This window comes from Streptococcus pluranimalium (assembly GCF_002953735.1).
Taxonomy (GTDB): domain Bacteria; phylum Bacillota; class Bacilli; order Lactobacillales; family Streptococcaceae; genus Streptococcus; species Streptococcus pluranimalium.
Map to the genome: position 1 here is coordinate 1,647,568 of NZ_CP025536.1, position 20,414 is coordinate 1,667,981.

Sequence of the window (20,414 nt, forward strand, 5' to 3'; positions counted from 1 at the left end):
GTATTTGAAGCTGCATTTTGAGCAACAGGCTCTTCGTCTTTGTAACCAAAGAAATAAGTTAGAACAAAAGCAAGAGCTGTCGTTGCAAGCACCATGATGATGTATTTCAATACTTGACCATTGAGGTAAAGAAGAGTACCCGGAATGATAGTGATACCAAAACCAGTACCAGCAAGTTTAAAGATTGATGCTAACCAACCACCAGCTGCACCTGCGATAAGACCCATGATAAATGGCTTACCAAAACGTAAGTTGACACCAAAGATAGCAGGTTCAGTAATCCCAAGACCAGCTGAAAGTGCTGCAGGGAAAGCAAGAGCTTTCAATTTTTTATTTTTCGTTTTGACACCAACGGCAAGCGTTGCACCAGCTTGTGCTGTCATGGCTGCTGTAATCAGTGCATTAAAGGCATCTTTACCATCTGCTGCGATCAACTGTGCCTCAAGTAGATTAAAGATATGGTGTACACCAGTCACAACGACAACTTGATGCAAGCCACCAATAATCAAACCAGAGAGTCCAAACGGCAAGGCTAATAAGAATTCTGTTGCTGCGAGGACGTATTCTTCAACCACGTGGAAGACTGGTCCAATCACAAAAAGTGCCAAGATTGACATTATCGTAAATGTCAAGAATGGTACGACAAGAAGATCTAAAACATCAGGAATGATCTTGTGAAGTTTCTTCTCAAGTTTAGCACCCAACAGACCTACGAAGAAGGCTGGGAGAACTGAGTTTTGGTAACCAACAACTGGGATAAATCCAAAGAACTCAATTGGTTTTGCTGCTCTAGAAGCAACATCCCAAGCATTTGGAAGAGCTGAGTTTACCATCATAAGTCCCAAGACCAAACCGATAACTGGATTACCACCAAACACACGGAAGGCTGACCATGAAATCAAGGCTGGGAAGAAAGCAAAGGCTGTATCTGTTAAAACAACTGTATAAGTGTAGAAGTTTGTTGATGAAAAGGCTTCTGAAGTTGTTCCAAACATACCCAAGATAGTATCGTTATTGATAGCACCACGGATACCCATGAACAGACCAGTCGCTACAATCGCTGGAAGCAATGGTACAAAGACATCACCAAACGTACGGATGGCACGTTGGAAAGCATTACCTTGTTTGGCAGCTTCTTCTTTTTGCTCACCGGTAGATGATGTTGGAAGACCTAAAGCAACAACTTCATCATAGATTTTATTAACAGTACCTGTACCAAAAATGATTTGATATTGGCCTGAGTTAAAGAAAGCTCCTTGTACTTTCTCAATTTCTTCTGTTTTGGCTTTATCGATTTTTGACTCATCGTTAACCATCACACGAAGACGTGTTGCACAGTGGGCTACACTTTTAACGTTATCGCGACCACCAAGGGCAACGATGACTTCTTCTGCAATTTGCTTGTTATCCATTTGCAAAAAGACTCCTTTTATTATAATTTTCTATTAAGTTTAGTGAAAGCGTTTCACATCACACTATCATTCTAGCACGTTTTTAAAATATGTCAAGCGTTTTGCAGAAAATGTTATTTTTAGCAGTAAAACGTTGATTTTTAATGCGAAAACGTTTACTATATAATTGACATAATATGACAGTCAAAACAAATCGTTGTAACTGTCTATGACTAATAAATAAAGAAAGGATGTGTTCCGTTCGACAACCGTCAATCGAACACAGAGCTACTAGTACCACTGCTTAGCTCTTATATATCTTACTTATGAATTTACCTACAGAAATCCGCTATCGTCGTTATGAAGATTGGACAGAAAACGAAAAACATAAGATTATTGAAAACAAAGCCAAATCTCCATGGCTTGCCAGCTACCACTTAGAACCTAAAACTGGGCTTCTGAATGATCCAAATGGTTTTTCTTACTTCAATGGCAAGTTCCAACTCTTCTATCAAAACTGGCCATTTGGTGCTGCCCATGGTTTAAAACAATGGGTTCATACAGAGTCCAGTGATCTTGTCCATTTTAAAGAAACTGGAATCACTTTAGAACCTGATCACGCTCATGATAGCCATGGTGCCTATTCAGGTTCTGCTTATGAGATCGATAGCAAACTCTTCCTTTTCTATACTGGTAATGTCCGTGATGAGGATTGGGTTCGTGATCCTCTACAAGTAGGTGCCTGGATGGATAAAGAGGGGCATATCGAAAAATTCGAAAAAGTCCTGATCCAACAACCTCAAGATGTCACAGAACACTTCCGGGACCCTCAAATCTTTGACTACCAAGGTCAATTTTATGCTATTGTCGGCGCTCAAAACCTTGATAAAAAAGGCTTCATCAAATTATATAAAGCTACTAACAACGATGTTACTAACTGGGAGTTTGTTGGCAATCTCGAATTCGGCGGTACTGGTTCAGAATACATGATTGAGTGTCCAAACCTTGTCTTTGTTGATAACAAGCCAGTCCTTTTATACAGCCCTCAAGGTTTAGACAAATCTGAACTTGACTATGACAACATCTATCCCAATACTTATAAAATCTGTCAATCGTTTGACACAGAAAACACTGAACTTGTAGGTGCCTCTCCAATTTATAATCTCGACTATGGATTTGAAGCCTATGCCACGCAAGGGTTCAACGCCCCTGACGGCAAAGTTTACATCGTCAGCTGGATTGGATTACCAGACATAGACTATCCGACTGATCAATACGATTATCAGGGAGCTATGAGCTTAGTTAAGGAATTAACCATCAAAGATGGCAAGCTTTACCAATACCCTGTGCCTGCCATGAAAGAGTTGCGCTCAGAAGCAAAACCTTTAGCAAATCTTGACAGCACTAACAACACTTATGAATTGGAAGTGACTGTGCCTTCCGATTCTAAGACTGAACTTATCCTCTTCGCAGACCAAGAATCTAACGGACTAAAAATCACTATTAACACTAAAGAAGGACAATTGCTTGTCGATCGTTCCTCTGCTGGTCAACAATACGCTATTGACTTCGGTCGTACACGCCAATGTGATATCGACCCATCTGAAACGAAACTCAATATCTTTGTAGATAAATCAATCTTTGAGATTTTTGTTAATGATGGTGAAAAAGTCTTTACTGGTCGTGTCTTCCCAAATCAAGACCAAACTGGTATTCACATTCAGGAAGGACAAATTAGCGGAAGCTACTTTGATTTAGGCGTTTAATTATGGTTGCAAAACTCACAGACGTTGCGCAGTTAGCCGGCGTTAGCCCAACGACAGTGTCTCGTGTGATTAATAAAAAAGGCTATCTTTCTCAGAAAACCATCGACAATGTCCATCAAGCCATGCGAGAACTAGGCTATAAACCAAATAATCTAGCCCGTAGTTTACAAGGGAAATCGCCCCAATTAGTAGGTTTGATTTTCCCTAATATTTCCAATATCTTCTTTGCACAACTTATAGAGCATTTAGAAATCCAACTCTTTGAAAAGGGCTATAAAACAATCATTTGTAATAGCCAACACAATCCCGTCAAAGAAAAAGAATACTTGGAAATGCTAGCAGCTAATCAAGTTGATGGGATTATCTCATCGAGCCACAATCTCGGTATTGAGGACTATGAAAAAGTTGAAGCTCCAATCGTTGCTTTCGATCGCAATCTAGCTCCTCATATCCCCATTGTCTCTTCTGATAATTTTGAAGGTGGAAAATTAGCGGCACAACTGCTTAAAAAGGCAGGCTGCAAACATCCCATCATGATTACAGGTAACGATAACTCTAATTCACCAACCGGATTACGCCAACTAGGCTTCACCTATGAACTTGGAAAAGAAACGCCTGTTTGTCGTATCCCACGTGAACTGTCTACTTTGAGAAGAGAAATGGAGATTCGCTCCATCATCGCTAAAGAAAAGCCAGATGGAATCTTTACTTCAGATGATTTAACAGCTATCCAAGTGATTAAGGTTGCCCAACAAATGGGAAAACAAATCCCTGAAAACTTAAAACTTGTTGGATATGATGGGACCGATTTTATCGAACAGTACTATCCACAGCTAACAACTATTAAGCAACCTATCGAAGATCTATCCAGTCTCATTGTCGATGTTTTAATCAAAAAAATAGCTAAAGAAGAGACTAGCCGAGACTATATCTTGCCAATAAGTTATTCAAGTGGAAATACCATCTAATAAATAGCAGAGAAGCTAAGTAAAACTAAAACGTTAAAACTTCTAATAAAAATTGAACAATACAAAACAGCTTAGAATAGGTTTTTTGAAGGCCTTATTCTAAGCTATTTTATATGTTTAAGGCTTTTTCTAATCTTCTTCAACGATAAGCCAAGATAACAAGCCTTAAGCTAACGACTGTATTGTCAAAATTTAGTAGCTAGAATTTTCTAGAGTAGCAAAAGCTTGAAAATAATCTTGTCAAATATACTTCTTCCATACTCTCTAGACTAATTCTTTTTTAAAAAGGAGTTATTTTTACCTAACTACTACTAATCTCTATTTGTACCCTTATTTTAGGAATAATCAAAAAAAACGACTCTAATAAAGAGTCGGAAAATCATTTACATATAACTGGCAAATCCTTAGACAAGAAACCATTCAGAACGTAATGCATCAATCATTTACAAACTGGCTCAATACGCCATTGATAAATTTAGCTGATGTTTCGTCTGAGTACTTCTTAGCAATCTCAATGATTTCGTTTAAAGCAACACGATCGGGTGTTTCATCAAAGTACTTGATCTCATACAAGCCAAGACGAAGCATGGTCTTGTCCGTTAAAGTTAGGCGTTCAAGTGACCAACCCTTACGTAACTTTTCTGAAATCAAGGCGTCTAACTCATCTTTGTGGTCTACAACACCATTTACCAGATTCAATAAGAAAGCTGGCACTTCAAGTGTTCCATCACTGTCTACCTCTTTATCATGCAAATAGGCAGATTCAGAGGCTTGTAAAAAGCCACCACCAAACTCCATGCTAAAAAGGGCTTGAAAAGCACGCTCGCGGAGGTCACGTCTTGAGCCAGTAAAACTACTAGTTTTGCTCATTCAAAAAATCCTCGCTGAAAAGACTGTTCAAATCAGGTTTTGGTGTCTTTTCAGGGACAATTCCAACTACATGAACATTTACTTGGGCAACTGTTACTTCAGCCATATCATAAACCGCTGTTTTAACAGCTTTTTGTACGGCAATAGAAACAGCTGGCACATTGACACCATATTGAAGATAAACATAGATATCAGCAACAACATCACCGCTCTCGTCATTCTTCAAGTAAACACCACGACCAAGACTCGCTTTACTTAGCGTATCAGCTGCTTTTTTGTTGTGCAATGAGTGAACACCATCAACCTTAGTTGCAGCAATCCCAGTAATAACTTCCAATACGCGTGGTGAAATAACAATTTCACCAATATTTTCAGTAATCATAGCTTTTCCTTTCGTCACTATCATTAAAGCAAGGTTTTTCAGGTTTGAAAATCCTCAACTATCAACTTTTCTAACTTGGCTTAGGCACGTGAAACGTAGGTACCTTCAGCAGTGTTAACAACAAGTTTTTGACCAACTTCGATAAAGTCTGGAACGTTAACCACAAGACCTGTTTCAAGCGTTGCAGGTTTACCTGAACCAGTAACAGTTGCACCTTTGATAGATGGTTGTGTTTCAACAACAGTCAACTCAACAGTAGTTGGTACTGTTACACCGATAACTTCTGTTCCGTAGAATTGAATTTTAACTTCTTCATTTTCTAAAACATAAAGCAACTCATTTTCAACATTTGCTACTGGAATTTCGTATTGGTCGTAACTTTCAGTATCCATGAAGAAGGCAGTATCATCCATTTTGTAAAGGTATTGAGCAGGACGTGTTTCAATGATAGCTTGCTCAAATTTTTCGTCCGGACGGTAAGTTGTATCAAATGTTGATCCTGAACGAACATCACGCAATTTCATACGCATGATTGTGTTACCTTTACCAGGTTTGTGGTGACTTGCATCCAAAACTTTGATCAATTTGCCATCAGATGTTACAAAAGTCATACCAGCTCTAAGCTTACTTGCTTCAATCATTCTATTAATACCTCTTTGTAAAAATTATTTATCACTTCATTTTAGCACAAATACCAGCTTTTGTAAAAACTCAAATGATTTTGTATGCGGTAGAATTTTTTAGAATGAGCAATTCCATATTATAAAGAGAACTTATTACCGATATGTAAAGAAAAAAACTGAACAATTTTCTTGCTCAGTCCTTGACAGTGATACCATTATCCTGTATCATTAATTAGAGACTGAGTAAGAAGTTGGGTTCTTACTCGGTAAGGCGGAAAGTGTTAGCGCACTTTTCGTCTTTTTTATTCGATTAAATTAACTAAATTATAGCACACTTACACACACTAGGCAAGTGTTTTTTTAGGATAGTAGCACAAAAAGCCTTTCTTTTGAAAGGTTTTTTCTTATATAACTTATTATTTATCTTTTTATCTATTTATTAAATCGTAACCCTTGCTTTCGTTCTCGCTTTTTCAAATGATGCAACTTATATTCTCGTTCAATCTGATTAAGCTTGATTTTAATAGAACCGGCAGAAACATTCTCTAATTCAATCATTTTTTGATATTCCTCTCTCCAGGTGCCAAAAAATAAATCTCTAAGTTGATTTTCATAGTTAAGAACAATAATACGGCTCATTGTCTCCGAGCCCCAAACAGTCCAATACATCCCCCTCTTTTTCATTCTGTACGTTATTTTACGATGCTGAGACTCCATAATACCTATTCCTGCATGGCTAAGGCCCCTTAATTCAGCTGGTTTAGTGTATTGAAAATTGTTAAGAAGCTTGCGCTTAATTTTTTCAAACTCCGCCATCTCCTCTTCAGTTAATATCAATGATTCTGTCGTATCTAAAACAGTACGTAACTTTTCTTTATTATGTTCTTTGATTGCCTGAAAAGCACCATCTCTCAGTTCATCTGAATAAGATTTAAAGAAAGTTTTTATATTTTGATTAATATGATACTCATCCCAAAAATGTTCGTGACGTTTGACTCTCAAAGCCTTAGCCATCTCCTTAAAAACATATGGAGTGTATCCATGACCTCCATCTGAATTAGTAATAAGTATTGTATTTTCAGTTATATCATAATTATTATAAAGATAATCTAACACTTGATCTCTAACTAAACGATTATCCAATCCAACAAACTCTTTCTTATCTTTCAATTCAAATCGATTACTTCCAACCTTATGACTGCCTGTATGTACGACAAAATGAGACAAGTCGTAGTTCTTATTATCTGTATCAGTGTCACGGGCTTTTACCATCACTCCATCGCCTTCAATATAGATAATATCTATTTTAACTCTTTCTTGATAGTCGCCATTCTCATAGAATCGATAAGCGTCTCGTTCCTCCAGTAAACGATCACAAAGCTTAACAGCTTGAACTACGGTAGGTTTCGTAATAGTAATATAATAGGTCATCTGAATAACCTGGATGACTTTCTCATAAGGCATCATTGATGATAGTCTAGCAATTTGATACATAAATTCCCAAGAGAATCTTACATTCTTTTTGAGCCCTAACTTTTCATCGACTGGAACTACCCACTTATCTCCTTTTTTCCATCGGCGACGGCGGTAGGTGAATTCTCCAAACGTAAAAGCTACTGTTCGCTCCATAGAATGAATGCAAGTATATCTTCTAGCCTTCATAATGGGAACCATTTCTTCATCATATTTACTAATAAAATCATAAAAATCAGATGCATTTTGAGCAATAAGTTGTTCTTTTAGCTGTCGTTCATCAAAGGCTGCCATTGCCCCTCTCCTTTTTTTAAAATAACGATAACTATTTTAAAGATTCATTGGCTTCTTTTCAAATTTATTTTAATTCTGAATTACAAAAAGCCCTTCCAATGAGATGATGGAAGGACTTCTACGTTTAATTATTATTCAGTAATTCTAAGATTTTCGATTTGTAATAAACTTCCCCAGGGGGAAATCTAATACCATGATATTCATACGGTTGATCATTAACTACTTCATAGTATTCTTCATGAATCGAATGAAGAAATTTACTAATTTCCTCCATGCTATCACAGGCTCCCCTTTCCTCAGCTTTAACACGATAGCTATTTACCTCATCAGTACAGAGCCGTAGAACAGGATGAGAACCATAAAATAATTCTGAAATGTTATTTCCTTTTTCCATAAACAAGTTCCCTAGTTGTTAGCTTTTTAGCCTCTTTAAAGGCTTTTATCTGTTCATCAATAAACATCCACGTTATAAAGACAAAAGGAACTCCTATAATCATAACGATTCCTGCTTCCAAAAAATCAGCAATGAACGAAAAGCCACCTGAGAAATGAACTCCTAGGGTAATCAAAAGAACTGGTAGAAACAATACAGGAACAAATTTTAACGCTAGTAATCCAATAACTAACAAGAAAAACATGTTCAATCCGATTGTCTGATAGAAGATATAAAGAGCTATTGCTGCTATCAACCACCAAAAAGTCTGAATAAGTTTTTTGATTGAAACAAAAATAACCATCGTTTACCCCCAAATATAATGAGCTAATTTATCAGTCAAATAGATACGATTAGGCTGTCCATTACCTGCTTTGACTTCTTCTATCAGTCCGTAGTGACATAACTGCTTCTTTAAAGAAATGATGGTTTGCTTACTCTGATTCAGAAGTTCACACAAATCTTCAACTTTAAAATTGACATAGGTATTCCCATTTTCATCATATCCTTTTTGGATAAAATCAAACGGTTCTCTTAGTCGATTTAAAAGAAAAGAGTACACCAAAATTCCCTTATGGTTTAAACCCTTAAAATCCTCATTTTCAAAGAGAACTTTAGGGACATATACTTGTTCAGAATCTAAATTAATTAGTTGTGGGTCTAAGTCAGATAATGTTGATAAATATGCCATGATGATAATCCTTATTTTATTAATTTTTAAGTTTTCGTTGCATCTTCTCCCATTCCTGGATAATTAACTTTTCCAGATAGTCAGATGCAGATTTAGAACCGTAAAAATTGACGAGCTCTTCTAGTTTATCGTAGCGCACATCGTGGTGTAGAGAAAAAGGATAGCGCCCTTTTTTATTGTAACTATCGGGTGACTTTTGAGCCGACACTTTACGAGGTTTTTGAACTCGTTTTTTAGATGGCTCCTTGTCAAAAGTTTCTTTTAATTGGGCAAAGCGATTATTTGTCATTAGTCATCCTCTCCTTCCAGGACTTTTAAGATATTTTGATAGACATACTCTATATTATCATAAAACTTCTGATGATCTTGTTTTTGTCTTTCTGTCATGTAGTCACGTTGCTCAAAGACACTTTGGTTAATCACCAAACTCTTAGCAACTAGTTCTTTCTTTTGAATAGATCCCAAGTAAGCCTCATCTTCTTGAACAACATCCAAGAACTGTTTGCAAGTCTCGGTCACATTAATTCCGTAATATTCAATTTTGTTTCCAATAAGATAGGCTTCTGCTTTAACATAGCTTTTTTTGCTAATCACTTCAACTGCTTCACTTTTAATAAAATCGACAAACTTTTTAAGTGCAAGCCAAGCACGAAAACCATTTGTAGACGCATCTGTCACTCCCAGGACAATATCAGAAACAGCAATAAAATTGGCTGTAACAAGACTTTCATCATTATGCGTATCAATCAATATAATATCAAATTGTTCAGACAGTTCATCATAATGTTCACTGAACCACATAAATAGCTGAAGATATTTATTATTTCGACTTGATAAGTCTAGCTGCTCATCAGTTAGCCGTTCATCTCCACGAATCAAACTAAGATTATCATTAATGTGACAAATCTCATACTCTCCTGTAGTGAAGATATCATAAATTGTCTTTTCACTTGTTACATCGAAGGAATGCGTTAAATTACATTCTCTTGCCCCATCAATCAACAAAACGCGCTTATTTTTGATACGTGATAACCAATCCCCCTCATTATAGGTATGACTACTTTTTCCACCGCCGCCTTTATCTAAATTTGTTGTTTGAATCTTCATAAAACACTCCTTTCGAACACTTTTTAATTATCTATCTAGTTATATAACTTTGTATATATCTATTTTAAATCTTGCGACAGTTTTTGTCAATAAAAAATACACAAATTGTTATATAACTTTTTGTGTATCTGTTTTCTATTAACTATCCAAAAGTACCTCCAATATTGCCTCCAACATAATTGTTCAGCTGAATTTGATTAACAGTAGTATTGAAGTTCCCTACAAAGTAACAGTTATCTTCTCCATCCTTTGTTAGCACGATAAGAAATTGCACAACATCATCATTTTCTGATTTCGTTACTTCTAACCGAGAAACTTGATATTGATATTTATTAACCAAAAGGGCCATTGCTAAAGTTTTAACCATGCCATCTTGACTTATAGAGAGATGATTTTCCAACGTACCATTAATTTTCGATAAATGTCCTACTTTCTTAATATCATTGACAGCTACATCAAAAGCTTTGGCTACTTGTTCCTTCTGCTGCGTACTACTTTCCGTAAAAGGGTGTTCTAACTTTAATTTAGCTGTTCTGTAGTTCTTTTCATCTATTGTTTCTGGTTCTTCTCTTGAAGAGGAGCTTTGCTCTAAAGGGTTTGCTTGTTCCCTTCTTGGCTCTTGAATTTTAGTGCTTGTTATATTTCTATAAATAACCACTCCTGAGAAAAAGAGAAGTAATCCAATTACAATAACATAAATCATATTTTCTTTCATCCAGTCTTTCATTAAGATATCCTCTTTAATTTCAAAGTTTAGGTTCTTGACCATCTGGGTAGGCAAAAGTTGTTATTTCTGCTTTTTGTTGCTCAGGGGTCCAGATACGGTAATTCCAAGTGTTAGGTTTATGGAAAAAGTCAGCTCCTAATAATGGTGTATTCTGTTCTACAATAAGAATTGAACCATTTTCAAAAACATGACAAACAATTCCTGTATGTCCATAACCGCCACCGCCATTTTGCGTCGAAAAGATGGCGCCTTTTTTCGGTGTTGTTTTAACACTATTTCCAAATATTCTAGCCCATGCAGCCGCCTGATCTTTACCGTTACCAATAACTGTTCCAGAATGCCCCCACAGCCTATTCCCCAAGCTAACTGTCAAATCAACACATTGTCCTGAATTTTCTACCCAGCCACTACCTGCATAAATTAACCCATGTTTTTTGGGATCAATAATATACTGTCTCAGACTATCTGGAATATTATCAGGACTATACCCCCAAGCTGTTGCATCAGTTGGAACTTTTCCTGTCCCGTCAGTAGCATCACCTGAAGAAGAATCACTACAATCCTTGCTGCTACTTGTAAAAGTATCAGATGTACTATTATTACCAGCAGAAACTGTTGATGCCTTATAAGGCTTGTCCCCATGTGCACTAATTGCTTCTTTATCCAGCCATTCATACTGTTTACCAAGCTTATGATACATATCAATCAGCTTAGTTTTATAAGTACCATCTGTCGCCCAGCCACCATCCGCAATTGCACTTAGTGTGGCCACACCGTCAATATTATTAATAGCCTTATTATAGAGAGTTTGGTGAGCCATAAACTCTGCTTTACCTACAATACCAGCATCATAGCTAGAGAACCATGTATATGCACCTCCAGTTCCATCACCAACATTAGCTCCTGGTTTAGTCCCAGATAGGTCAACACTATCCTCACCATAGGTTGCAATAGTTACTGGGAAATTGCTCCTGCTAGAGGTTTTAACTCCTCCCATGTTGTGAGCCTTCCAAAATGAGGTTCCATTGGGATTAGAGAAGTTAAAGCCATTTTCAATCATTGTCTGTGTAATTGACGCTGACGGTAAAAATCCTCCTGCTTTCCAGGAAAGAATATAAGCCTCTTTATGTTCCTTGACAAACGAATCGATAGACGCATCACCTGAAGATATAGATGATTCTGTAGAGGTAGCTCTCGCAACTTCAGTCGTACAATTCCTTTGTGAACTACTTACGGTTCCTAACACCCCCGCTAATATAGTAACACCTATACTTATAACAAATAATAAAGAGACTAGAGGGGCAATGACTTTCAAGAAAACTATTTTTTTCATGAACGTCCTCCTACCAGAGACCAAGGATCGTCTTTATGATAGCGTAAAATATCAAGAAAATGATGAAACCAATTCCAGCTATCTTTAAACTTTTTAAAAACTCTTGATCTCGTTGTCTTTGAGCAGCTAAACGTTCAGGATCAGATTCCCCTTCAGAAGCAAAATAATTTCTAATTTCCTTACTCTTAACTTTTCGTATCGTCACATAATTATTAATTGCTTGCTTTCGTTTGGCAATTAACCCTAATTTATTAGTTGTATTCTTTTTTGACATCCTATTTTCCTTTTTGTTCTTATTGAATACCGCCATAGCGTTGAACTTCTGGAGTTAACAGTTGTTGATTAAACACTAAGTTTCCCACTCCAGCAATATTCATAAATAACTGTCCTTTTACCAAACGTGGTAATGTTTCCAACTCTGATTGATTCATAGAACCTGAAAGAGCGTTAGCAAGTAAGGGAACACTGGTTTCATCCGTTTGTGCAAAAACACGGTACTGCATTAGACCAAAAATACGTTGAACAGCTGTTACATATGGATCTTTATGACTACCTACTCCTGACTCAAAAAGGATTCCTCGAAGAGAATTCACTGACAATACCACACCTGCAAAGTTCTCTCCCATGGAATCAATCATATCCGCTAGCAACTCCACACTACTTTCGTATTTAGGATTAATAAGTGTTTGAGCTTCACTAATATTAACAATATAATGCTCCATATCCATTTCTGTCAGACTAGAATTCGATTTCAGAAGTTGCTTGCAGCGTTTTCCGTTATTGACAATATCAGCTGAAAGTAGAGACAAAACGGAGAAGATTTGAGCATTTAACAAGTGAGGGGTTCCTTTTAAGCCTGAGAAATCGAAGGTAACCACCTGTTCAGAGGAAATATCCTGAAACTCTGTAATTCCTTCAAACATTTCTGCATTGGTTGTTAAGAGTTCATTGAATGTCTTAAAGATTCGATTGACTGACTTTATTTCGATATCATCAGGATTGTTTTGCGCCATCAAACTACGCTTATAATCGTCCGCAAACAGAATAAAGTCAGACAAAATAGGATACTCTTCATTGACCAAATCTGTCGCTTTTAACTTCTCTGGATTCAGTTTAGGATTACGAGCCCACAAACCTTCTTCAATGTAAAACTCATTAAGCATATCTCCTAAAGTTGTTAAGTCATCTCCTGAAGCTTCATTATTAAGTAGTTTAAAAATACTCTTTAGTTTCTCAATATGAAGCTTGTAGGATTTTTTCTTATCAATTTCTGTCCCCGCTTCATTTGTCACTGTTGGAAATACCTGAAAAATATTAATTCGATTAGCTTCACCTGATAAATCCAGAATAAGTCCATGCTGTTGCCTTGTTTGATCAAGGAAAGTGCCATTGGCATCAAAGTTACGAATATAATGTCCTTTGGCATACAGTCCGTCGGTATGCTTGAGTAAAAATGAGCGCTGACCCATTTTAGGGTTTCCAGAAAGAATCATGAACGACCGTGTGCGACGATCGTCTCGTTCTAGGAAATTGAAATTAACGGCTCCTCTGGTTGGTGTCCAGCCCAGGTAAACACCTCTCTGATCCTCTAGCTTAGTGTGATTAAAGAAATAGCCGCCTGCCAAATCATGTGCTTTTACAGGAAGGCCACGCCTATGATTTGGTAAATCTATCTGATATTGTGCTGGAATAAACGGTGCATGATACTCAAAATCTAATTCACCTGAAAGTATGGTTGACTTGAAGTTTGATGTCTTATCTTTGATATCCTCCACCTTCTTAAAGAGTTCCTCCTTAGTCGATGCGGAAGAATAATTCCGAACATACATTCCTAACATTGCAATATTCTTTTTAGTAATCTCTCTATCTAGTTGAGTCAGATCTCTAATTTCATCTAGTTCCTGTTGGTTATCAACGATTTTACTGTTACCTGTAATTCGAGTTGATTTTTCTTCAATAGAGTCTTTTATTTCCTGCTTCAGTTCCTTATTATTAGCTCGATAAAGTGATAAGAAAGAACGAGTCCCTGGAATTAACATGAGGTCCGATAACCAGAAACGATCCAAATCTTCTGAAGGATACTCATAAAAATGAAGTGCTGTATGATACCCATCGCCACTCATCCAGGAACGATCATCTTTTTTGAAATCAATATTTCCCTGTGGTTGAATCTGGCTGAGAAAAGCCAGGTCATAGCCTTGTGCTCTTAATTGCCGCTGTCTACGCTTTGATAATTCTGGCATAGTATTTTTACCTCCTTAAACTTTTTCATTCATATTATTAAATTGCTTAATGATTTGTTCCTTTTTTACCCTAGTGATTTCACGTGGAACAAAATCATTATTGCCATAAGATTTCGCCTTTCGAACCAAGTCATCTAACTCTGTTGTTGGTGCAAAGAGCCACAGAATGAACTCTGTGTTGTAAATTTCTTGTTGAATACTCTCCTCAACCTGAATCTCATTGATCAGCAAGGCCTCACGATCAAGAAGCTGCAAGTACCGACGTGAATCAGGTAATAGTTTTGCCTTTTCTTGACGCACGAGACTCAAATGATGGCGAAGATCCATAATCTGGGTGTCTGTATTAGTCGGCAAGGTCGTGGTTTCAATTTGAATATCTGTATTGAAATCCGTTAGCCACTTCTCAAAGTTATCAATGGTACGCCGAATTTCATTGTAAGAGAGTGATCCTAAATCCTTCCCTGGAATCTCCATCAGTTGAAGATAACCATAATCAACCAACTGAAGATAAGCTTGACGGTTATCAATAATTGATTTAACATCAAGCAATTCAACACAGGAATGAAGATCAAAATATTCTTGACTTTGCTTTTTTTCCTGTCTACGCCCCAATGGTCGCTTGACTTCAGACTGGGATTGTGTTTGTTTAATTGCCATTAACGTTTAACTCCTCTCTGGTAATTTAAGCTGATATAGCGTTTTCGTCGTCTTCTGAAAAAGAGAAGCATGCTATGCCAATTTTTCTTTCCTCCATTAGCCGGCAATACTAGGTAAAGACACATAAGTGGGGTCAAAATAATAAAGACAAGCAACTGTGCCCATTGACTCGTTGGGAATATCTTAGTACCAATAGATAAAGCAGCAACTGCTGAACCTCCCACAAAAACAATGTCTGCCACAAACAACCCTATAATTTTCACTTTGGCATAGATGTCACGTGGGACACCGTATTTTTCATCCATTTATCTAACTCCTTTTTTCTTTATAGTTCTAGTTTAAGAGATAATAAAAATTCCTGCGTTAAGAGGACAAACTTATATAACCTAGAGATAACAGTTCTTTATTTATATAAAAAGTTATATATCTTTATAGATAAAAAAAGAAGCCTCAAAATTGAGACTTCTCATTTAACTATTCTTAATACTGGACCTTTTTTTGACAATTGCTCATTATCATTAATAGAAATATCTAGTGATTTTTCTAACTCATCTTTAGGTAGCGATAAGTTAGAGATTAGTTCATTTTTTTGTAGAATATCATTCTTAATAATTAAGTCAAATACTTTGCGGTAAAGACTAGGTTTCTCAGGAATCAATTCATCGTCCAAAGGTTCACACTTCTTCCATTTATTAAAAGCAATTTTCTTAAACAAATATAACTTTTGATCATCATTGATTAACTCTAACTGGTAGGTTCTCATAATCATTGATTGAATGGAAACCTTCCAATATTTCTTTAACTCAATATAAAAGTCTAAATTAGTAGATAATAACGATTTTAAAAAACTACTCTCAGGTAACAATAAGCAAGAAGCAAAATGGTTCGCCTGCTTCTCAATAATGTTCTTTAATTCCTGAGAAGTATAGTCATGAATGCTTTCAATGTCCCCATGAAGTAAAATATGACCTAATTCGTGTGCAATATTGAAACGACGACGTACAGCAGATTCTCCATTATCTGTCAACATAATAAATGGTCTATCTTCAATCCACTCTGATACTGCATCCAGTTTGTCATCAGACATGTTGGACTCAACAATAATAATGCCATTAACTTCCGCAATTTCAGTCAGATTAGAAATTGGTAAATCTTTACCTAATCCCCATAATTCTCTTAATTCTTTAGCCTTTTCCTCAATATCTTTGTTCGTAATATCATAAATATTTTTCATCAAAATATCCGGTAGAGTTAGTTCAGGAAAATTAACATACCGAGATAGCAAATCATAAATTTCCTTTTGAAATTCTAACCTGACCGCCTGCATATCTCTTGCTCTTTTAGTGGCCGCAGATTGACTACGAAAAAAAGTAGCTCCTTCATAAAACCTTTTAGGCTCAGAAGTGAAATAGGTATATGGAAAATCTAGCTCAGCAACAATTGTCATTAACTTACTTGCTCCTGGATGAGTTTTCCCTAATTCATAATTAGAAATCATTTGTCTAGATATTCCTGTGCGCTCAGCCAATTCTTTTTTTGATAATCCTCTGGCTATTCTAGCCTTTGTTAATTTAGAGGGATTAAATATTCCTTGTTCCATTTACTTCTCTCCTAAGAAGCTCTTCTGATAGATCCGTTAAAGTCAAATCTAATTTCTTTTGAGTAGCTTGTTCTTGATCTACTGAAGAAACAATCCGTTGAGCATTCATAATGTCTACTTTCTCAATCCATTGCTCTGTATCAACATTTGGTAATCCTAACTGAACAAACTGAAGACTATGGTTTTTCCCACCATATGTCAAAAGAATAAACGGTGGATTATCAGCATCATAACGCTTATTAATATCCTCTTGAGTTGTAAAGAGATTAAATTGTTTATTTTTAATACTAGCCACACTTCTATGAAGAGCTTTTTTCGGCATTGTTTTTATACTTCTGGTTTTTACTGGTGAAATAATGGCTCCTTTTGTCTCAATCATCGTATAGGTGTAGCCGTTCTTTTTATTATTCACTGCCGATAACATTTGCACATCTGTTCTCATTGATGAATCTTCTAAAACTAAGCGCAACGCTACATCAACTAATGCTTGTCGTATATGACCATAAGTTTTTCGCATTTCAGGATGTCGCAATACAGGAGTAGCATCAATCAGCTCCCATAAAAAGCGATAAGCTTCTTTGATACTGTATGCTAATTCACCGGCTAATCGTGGGTCACATTCTGCTTCTAAATGAGTTCTTAAAATTCCCATCTTATCTCCTTACTATTAACTTTATATATACTATGTTAATAGTTTACCTTTTTTTTAAAAAAACGTCAACACTAAAACATACTTTAACATACAAAAGAAGCCTCAAAATTGAGACTTCTTAACCATATTGAAAAATGCTTCTTCTGACAAAATAGTAATTTTTTGCCCTTCTTCTATCCTAGATATTGTAGCTTCATATTTTTTAGACCGTTTATCTGGTTCAAAAAGATCTAATTGCTTGTGACCTGTAAGCAGAATATTGGTTTGGGCAGAAACATACCCTTGAACAATCGCTCCATTTCGCTCTAAGAACATAATCACATCTTGTCGACTCATTGGACGTAAACTTCCTGTAATCACAACAACCTTACCTGCAAGATCACACATAGAGTCTACTCTTCATTATCATCATTTTCAGCACCTCTAATATGAGATTGGCCTTGCATACGCTGACCCGCATGCTGCATTTGTTGATTCATATGATTCATCTGTTGCATTGATTGTTGGAAGTTACGTTTAGAGGATTTTGCTTCTTTAGATTTTGAGGACGCTTCGTGAGTAACATTTGGAAGCTGGGGATTCTCAGTTGGCTGTAGTGCTTCTCTAGATGGTAAGGTTGGCTCACTAACACCATTGAATGCTTCACCTACAGGTTCTGTGGGAGTTGCTGTAGGATCTGTAATGCCTCCACCACTTGGACCACTATCAGCATTCTCAAACATTCCAGAATCGTCTGAGAATAGATTTTCTCCTCCATATTGACCTGAAGGATTTAAACTAAATTCGCCTTCGTCATTGAATCCTGGACGTGGGGGGACCGCATCATTCTTCAGACCCTTGTAAACAGCATCATGAGCAGCTTGATCTTTTTGACCTAAATTATCAGCTACGTCTCCTGCAAAGTCTTTAGCTTTTCCGACAGCTCCTTTACCCATAACCTCAGCTAAATCTACCATGTTGCTGACACCACCTTTGGCTGCATTCCAAGCACCTTGATCCCTAGCAGCATTAACAGCTCCTCGAATGCCTCCTCCAGTTGCTGCTAAACTATTTCCAAGAACCTTACTTCCCGTTGCAACAGCACCTGGTACTTTACTAGCAACATTCATTCCTATACCACCAAGTCCCATTGCTGCATGCCCTAAGGAACCAGCTCCAGAAGCAAAGGCATTGCCCATCATCATAGCTCCTAAAAGTTGTTGCGCTGTGTCGCTATGACCTGTTGAAACACCAAGCCAACGCTCAATCATTGATACTCCCTGCATGGCCGCAAGGAACACTCCGATATAAACGATACAAGCTGCTAGACATTGTTCCCACATGTTAAGTCCGTTAAAGAAACCACCTGAGAGTTTTGTCACTGCAGAAACTGACAATGTTGGTAAATCTCGACAAATCTCTAGGACTACTCGCATGATAACGACTTCAAAGAAGATACCTGCCAATGCTCCTCCCATTGTCCGTAACAACTCCTTATACTTTTTAGAGCTAGATAAGGAACTATAGCCTTGTAAAGGTGAAATCATCGCCTGAATGATAATATCAAAAACGGATTTGACCAACTTGATAGCCATCGCAATTAAGAGTACAATCAGAATCACATACTGCATGAACATCCCCATCCAGTTGACTTTGTATCGTAGATAGACGGGTTCAAAAGCGTTTAGTTCACCAACGATACGATGTTCAGTAATAGTTTCAACTCCATCCTGGTTAGTATTCAACTTATGTAAAAACAACCCTTTTATACCATTAACACCAAATTTCTTTTTATACTGATCTTCCATATCTTTTAGCAAACCCGAATTTGAGGCTCCATAAGTCGCTCCAAAATCAATCCGTGTCGCAAAATTGGTCGTATCCCTCTTATCTGGACTGTCCGTGATCTGGTTGACAGGTGTAGAGCCTTCTTTGGGTGGTTTAATGTACCCATAATCATCTAAGTGAAAGAGCTCTGTTGAGAAATCATTATCAATCAGGACTTTAAGGTCCACCACATTGTTCTTCATGGGCTGAATAGCCAATGAGGAATAATGCTTACTCCCTTCTGGATCCTCGCTAGAAATCGTTTGGATATTCATGGCATCTTGCGCCATAACAGAGGAGACGGTCGTCAGAGCTAGCGGCAAAACGGCCGTGACCATGGTTACTAAGAGGAAGTTTGTAATCACTCCCTTATATTTGACAGGCTTGGTAAAGACACCTGTGATAGCCGAGACAACAAGAATCAGACTAAAGAGAGTCGTGCCGATTACCTGGAACCAATAGAAAAACTGACCTATAACCGTATTGTTATCACCTAAGTAGCCAAAGAGACCAGAGAGCTTGAACATATTGTTAAAGACATGTTCCAAACTAGCTGTAATCGAGTACAAAGCCTTGGCAATACCTCCTGGGATATAGGCTAAGAAGGAGAGGAAGGCGGGCGTTGGTTCCAGATAGTTACTCCAGTATCTGTAAAAGGAAGCCATTTTCTCCGCATTTTCGCCCGTGATATTCCCGTTAGTTTTCCCATTTATATCTAAAAAGCCTTTTTCTAGGGCATTGACCAAATCTGAATAAGTGTCATATGTCAAATGAAGGTACCTACTTTCTGTTATATACCTCCATCATAAGGGATAATTAAAATTCCTGCGTTAAGGGAAAAAATGACAAAAAGACATCAAAAAAAAGCCTCAAGTTTGAGACTTTTTCGCTTATTCAGATGTTCCTGAAAAATCATAATAACCAAAGCTACGCTGGTTACGACGTAACTCAAATATACGAATTTTTTTACCACCATCAGAGAGAGAGATTTGATAAGCAGCTTCTGCATCATCTTTGACAGGATTCTTTTTGCTACTGATAATAATTGTAAAATTATCAGTTCCCTTCAGTTGATTTTCCAACTCGTCAATAACACGTTGTGTTCCTGAAGGAATATCTTTTTCAGATAGAACAGAAAAATAGGTCATATGTCCTTGACTATTCGTAATGCTGTTCTCTTTTTTATTGAAAGTTAAGACATCATCACCTTCATTAAATGGATATTCATAGCCTGGATTCTCAGAATTTCCTACATAACTATCCTTCAATTCTGTCTTAATGATATCTTCAGCTGATTTTTGACCACAGGCTGCTAGAAGAATGAGTGCGAGCCCTAACGTCACCAGACTTAACCATTTTTTCATTTTCATACCAACCTTCTCCTTGTCTTTTACTTAC

General features: G+C 37.0%; 22 protein-coding genes and 1 pseudogene. 2 read left to right on the forward strand and 21 right to left on the reverse strand.

Features of this window, described 5'->3' with window-relative positions:
- Window positions 1–34: 34 nt before the first annotated feature.
- A pseudogene (locus C0J00_RS08365) lies at window positions 35–1,412 on the reverse strand (sucrose-specific PTS transporter subunit IIBC); the annotation flags it as partial.
- Between the two features lie 305 nt (window positions 1,413–1,717).
- Here C0J00_RS08365 and C0J00_RS08370 point away from each other — a divergent pair.
- Both C0J00_RS08370 and C0J00_RS08375 read left to right on the forward strand, forming a co-directional pair.
- A complete protein-coding gene (locus tag C0J00_RS08370; RefSeq protein ID WP_104968433.1) occupies window positions 1,718–3,157 on the forward strand; it encodes a sucrose-6-phosphate hydrolase in 1,440 nt (479 codons plus the stop codon).
- Between the two features lie 2 nt (window positions 3,158–3,159).
- The gene (locus C0J00_RS08375) at window positions 3,160–4,125 is read left to right on the forward strand and encodes a LacI family DNA-binding transcriptional regulator (protein ID WP_104968434.1); all 966 of its coding nucleotides are present in this window, start codon (window positions 3,160–3,162) and stop codon (window positions 4,123–4,125) included.
- Between the two features lie 435 nt (window positions 4,126–4,560).
- On the opposite strand, the gene nusB is transcribed toward C0J00_RS08375, so the two are convergent.
- From nusB to C0J00_RS08475, 20 genes are all read right to left on the reverse strand, one after another.
- The gene (nusB, locus tag C0J00_RS08380) at window positions 4,561–4,995 is read right to left on the reverse strand and encodes a transcription antitermination factor NusB (protein WP_104968435.1); all 435 of its coding nucleotides are present in this window, start codon (window positions 4,993–4,995) and stop codon (window positions 4,561–4,563) included.
- Window positions 4,982–5,377, reverse strand: coding sequence for an Asp23/Gls24 family envelope stress response protein (locus C0J00_RS08385; protein ID WP_104968436.1), 396 nt, complete (start codon window positions 5,375–5,377; stop codon window positions 4,982–4,984). The genes nusB and C0J00_RS08385 overlap by 14 nt, the downstream gene beginning before the upstream one ends.
- Before the next feature lie 80 nt (window positions 5,378–5,457).
- Window positions 5,458–6,018 (reverse strand): elongation factor P, encoded by a 561-nt coding sequence (gene efp, locus C0J00_RS08390; RefSeq protein ID WP_018379861.1) that lies wholly within the window; start codon window positions 6,016–6,018, stop codon window positions 5,458–5,460.
- A 414-nt stretch (window positions 6,019–6,432) separates the two neighbouring features.
- Window positions 6,433–7,767: an ISLre2 family transposase gene (locus tag C0J00_RS08395; RefSeq protein WP_104968437.1), complete on the reverse strand. Its 1,335-nt coding sequence runs from the start codon at window positions 7,765–7,767 to the stop codon at window positions 6,433–6,435.
- Window positions 7,768–7,891: 124 nt separating this feature from the next.
- Window positions 7,892–8,161 carry a hypothetical protein gene (locus C0J00_RS08400; RefSeq protein ID WP_104968438.1) on the reverse strand — a complete coding sequence of 90 codons (270 nt, stop codon included), beginning with the start codon at window positions 8,159–8,161 and terminating at the stop codon, window positions 7,892–7,894.
- Complete coding sequence (locus tag C0J00_RS08405) at window positions 8,145–8,504, reverse strand: hypothetical protein (RefSeq protein WP_104968439.1); 360 nt, start codon at window positions 8,502–8,504, stop codon at window positions 8,145–8,147. Before C0J00_RS08405 ends, C0J00_RS08400 begins: the two co-directional genes overlap by 17 nt.
- 3 nt (window positions 8,505–8,507) lie before the next feature.
- Window positions 8,508–8,891 (reverse strand): replication initiator protein A, encoded by a 384-nt coding sequence (locus C0J00_RS08410; protein WP_104968440.1) that lies wholly within the window; start codon window positions 8,889–8,891, stop codon window positions 8,508–8,510.
- Window positions 8,892–8,910: 19 nt separating this feature from the next.
- Complete coding sequence (locus C0J00_RS08415) at window positions 8,911–9,180, reverse strand: hypothetical protein (RefSeq protein ID WP_000184016.1); 270 nt, start codon at window positions 9,178–9,180, stop codon at window positions 8,911–8,913.
- Window positions 9,180–9,998, reverse strand: coding sequence for a ParA family protein (locus tag C0J00_RS08420; protein WP_104968441.1), 819 nt, complete (start codon window positions 9,996–9,998; stop codon window positions 9,180–9,182). The genes C0J00_RS08415 and C0J00_RS08420 overlap by 1 nt, the downstream gene beginning before the upstream one ends.
- 142 nt (window positions 9,999–10,140) lie before the next feature.
- Window positions 10,141–10,725, reverse strand: a complete 585-nt coding sequence (locus tag C0J00_RS08425) for a hypothetical protein (RefSeq protein ID WP_104968871.1) — start codon at window positions 10,723–10,725, stop codon at window positions 10,141–10,143.
- 19 nt (window positions 10,726–10,744) lie between these two features.
- Complete coding sequence (locus tag C0J00_RS08430; RefSeq protein ID WP_104968442.1) at window positions 10,745–12,058, reverse strand: CHAP domain-containing protein; 1,314 nt, start codon at window positions 12,056–12,058, stop codon at window positions 10,745–10,747.
- Window positions 12,059–12,068: 10 nt separating this feature from the next.
- Window positions 12,069–12,332 (reverse strand): hypothetical protein, encoded by a 264-nt coding sequence (locus C0J00_RS08435; RefSeq protein ID WP_104968443.1) that lies wholly within the window; start codon window positions 12,330–12,332, stop codon window positions 12,069–12,071.
- Between the two features lie 19 nt (window positions 12,333–12,351).
- Window positions 12,352–14,301, reverse strand: coding sequence for a virulence factor (locus C0J00_RS08440; protein ID WP_104968444.1), 1,950 nt, complete (start codon window positions 14,299–14,301; stop codon window positions 12,352–12,354).
- A gap of 15 nt (window positions 14,302–14,316) precedes the next feature.
- A complete protein-coding gene (locus tag C0J00_RS08445; protein ID WP_104968445.1) occupies window positions 14,317–14,958 on the reverse strand; it encodes a hypothetical protein in 642 nt (213 codons plus the stop codon).
- On the reverse strand, window positions 14,958–15,263 hold the full coding sequence (locus C0J00_RS08450; RefSeq protein ID WP_104968446.1) for a hypothetical protein: 306 nt from the start codon (window positions 15,261–15,263) through the stop codon (window positions 14,958–14,960). The genes C0J00_RS08445 and C0J00_RS08450 overlap by 1 nt, the downstream gene beginning before the upstream one ends.
- 161 nt (window positions 15,264–15,424) lie before the next feature.
- The gene (locus C0J00_RS08455; protein ID WP_104968447.1) at window positions 15,425–16,558 is read right to left on the reverse strand and encodes a helix-turn-helix domain-containing protein; all 1,134 of its coding nucleotides are present in this window, start codon (window positions 16,556–16,558) and stop codon (window positions 15,425–15,427) included.
- Complete coding sequence (locus C0J00_RS08460; RefSeq protein WP_104968448.1) at window positions 16,539–17,210, reverse strand: hypothetical protein; 672 nt, start codon at window positions 17,208–17,210, stop codon at window positions 16,539–16,541. Before C0J00_RS08460 ends, C0J00_RS08455 begins: the two co-directional genes overlap by 20 nt.
- Before the next feature lie 102 nt (window positions 17,211–17,312).
- A complete protein-coding gene (locus tag C0J00_RS08465) occupies window positions 17,313–17,597 on the reverse strand; it encodes a BRCT domain-containing protein (protein WP_104968449.1) in 285 nt (94 codons plus the stop codon).
- Between the two features lie 5 nt (window positions 17,598–17,602).
- Entirely contained in the window at window positions 17,603–19,786 is a 2,184-nt protein-coding gene (locus C0J00_RS08470) for a pLS20_p028 family conjugation system transmembrane protein (protein WP_104968450.1), read from the reverse strand.
- 120 nt (window positions 19,787–19,906) lie between these two features.
- Window positions 19,907–20,386, reverse strand: a complete 480-nt coding sequence (locus C0J00_RS08475) for a hypothetical protein (RefSeq protein WP_017768581.1) — start codon at window positions 20,384–20,386, stop codon at window positions 19,907–19,909.
- Window positions 20,387–20,414: the final 28 nt, after the last annotated feature.

Bases quoted from the DNA above. Each gene is read 5' to 3' on its own strand.
- C0J00_RS08420 (WP_104968441.1), bottom strand. From the start codon at position 9,998: ATGAAGATTCAAACAACAAATTTAGATAAAGGCGGCGGTGGAAAAAGT.
- C0J00_RS08370 (WP_104968433.1), top strand. From the start codon at position 1,718: ATGAATTTACCTACAGAAATCCGCTATCGTCGTTATGAAGATTGGACA.
- C0J00_RS08425 (WP_104968871.1), bottom strand. From the start codon at position 10,725: ATGAAAGACTGGATGAAAGAAAATATGATTTATGTTATTGTAATTGGA.
- C0J00_RS08405 (WP_104968439.1), bottom strand. From the start codon at position 8,504: ATGGTTATTTTTGTTTCAATCAAAAAACTTATTCAGACTTTTTGGTGG.
- C0J00_RS08440 (WP_104968444.1), bottom strand. From the start codon at position 14,301: ATGCCAGAATTATCAAAGCGTAGACAGCGGCAATTAAGAGCACAAGGC.
- C0J00_RS08430 (WP_104968442.1), bottom strand. From the start codon at position 12,058: ATGAAAAAAATAGTTTTCTTGAAAGTCATTGCCCCTCTAGTCTCTTTA.
- C0J00_RS08435 (WP_104968443.1), bottom strand. From the start codon at position 12,332: ATGTCAAAAAAGAATACAACTAATAAATTAGGGTTAATTGCCAAACGA.
- C0J00_RS08375 (WP_104968434.1), top strand. From the start codon at position 3,160: ATGGTTGCAAAACTCACAGACGTTGCGCAGTTAGCCGGCGTTAGCCCA.
- C0J00_RS08385 (WP_104968436.1), bottom strand. From the start codon at position 5,377: ATGATTACTGAAAATATTGGTGAAATTGTTATTTCACCACGCGTATTG.
- nusB (WP_104968435.1), bottom strand. From the start codon at position 4,995: ATGAGCAAAACTAGTAGTTTTACTGGCTCAAGACGTGACCTCCGCGAG.
- C0J00_RS08455 (WP_104968447.1), bottom strand. From the start codon at position 16,558: ATGGAACAAGGAATATTTAATCCCTCTAAATTAACAAAGGCTAGAATA.
- efp (WP_018379861.1), bottom strand. From the start codon at position 6,018: ATGATTGAAGCAAGTAAGCTTAGAGCTGGTATGACTTTTGTAACATCT.
- C0J00_RS08460 (WP_104968448.1), bottom strand. From the start codon at position 17,210: ATGGGAATTTTAAGAACTCATTTAGAAGCAGAATGTGACCCACGATTA.
- C0J00_RS08395 (WP_104968437.1), bottom strand. From the start codon at position 7,767: ATGGCAGCCTTTGATGAACGACAGCTAAAAGAACAACTTATTGCTCAA.
- C0J00_RS08475 (WP_017768581.1), bottom strand. From the start codon at position 20,386: ATGAAAATGAAAAAATGGTTAAGTCTGGTGACGTTAGGGCTCGCACTC.
- C0J00_RS08445 (WP_104968445.1), bottom strand. From the start codon at position 14,958: ATGGCAATTAAACAAACACAATCCCAGTCTGAAGTCAAGCGACCATTG.
- C0J00_RS08415 (WP_000184016.1), bottom strand. From the start codon at position 9,180: ATGACAAATAATCGCTTTGCCCAATTAAAAGAAACTTTTGACAAGGAG.
- C0J00_RS08400 (WP_104968438.1), bottom strand. From the start codon at position 8,161: ATGGAAAAAGGAAATAACATTTCAGAATTATTTTATGGTTCTCATCCT.
- C0J00_RS08410 (WP_104968440.1), bottom strand. From the start codon at position 8,891: ATGGCATATTTATCAACATTATCTGACTTAGACCCACAACTAATTAAT.
- C0J00_RS08465 (WP_104968449.1), bottom strand. From the start codon at position 17,597: ATGTGTGATCTTGCAGGTAAGGTTGTTGTGATTACAGGAAGTTTACGT.
- C0J00_RS08450 (WP_104968446.1), bottom strand. From the start codon at position 15,263: ATGGATGAAAAATACGGTGTCCCACGTGACATCTATGCCAAAGTGAAA.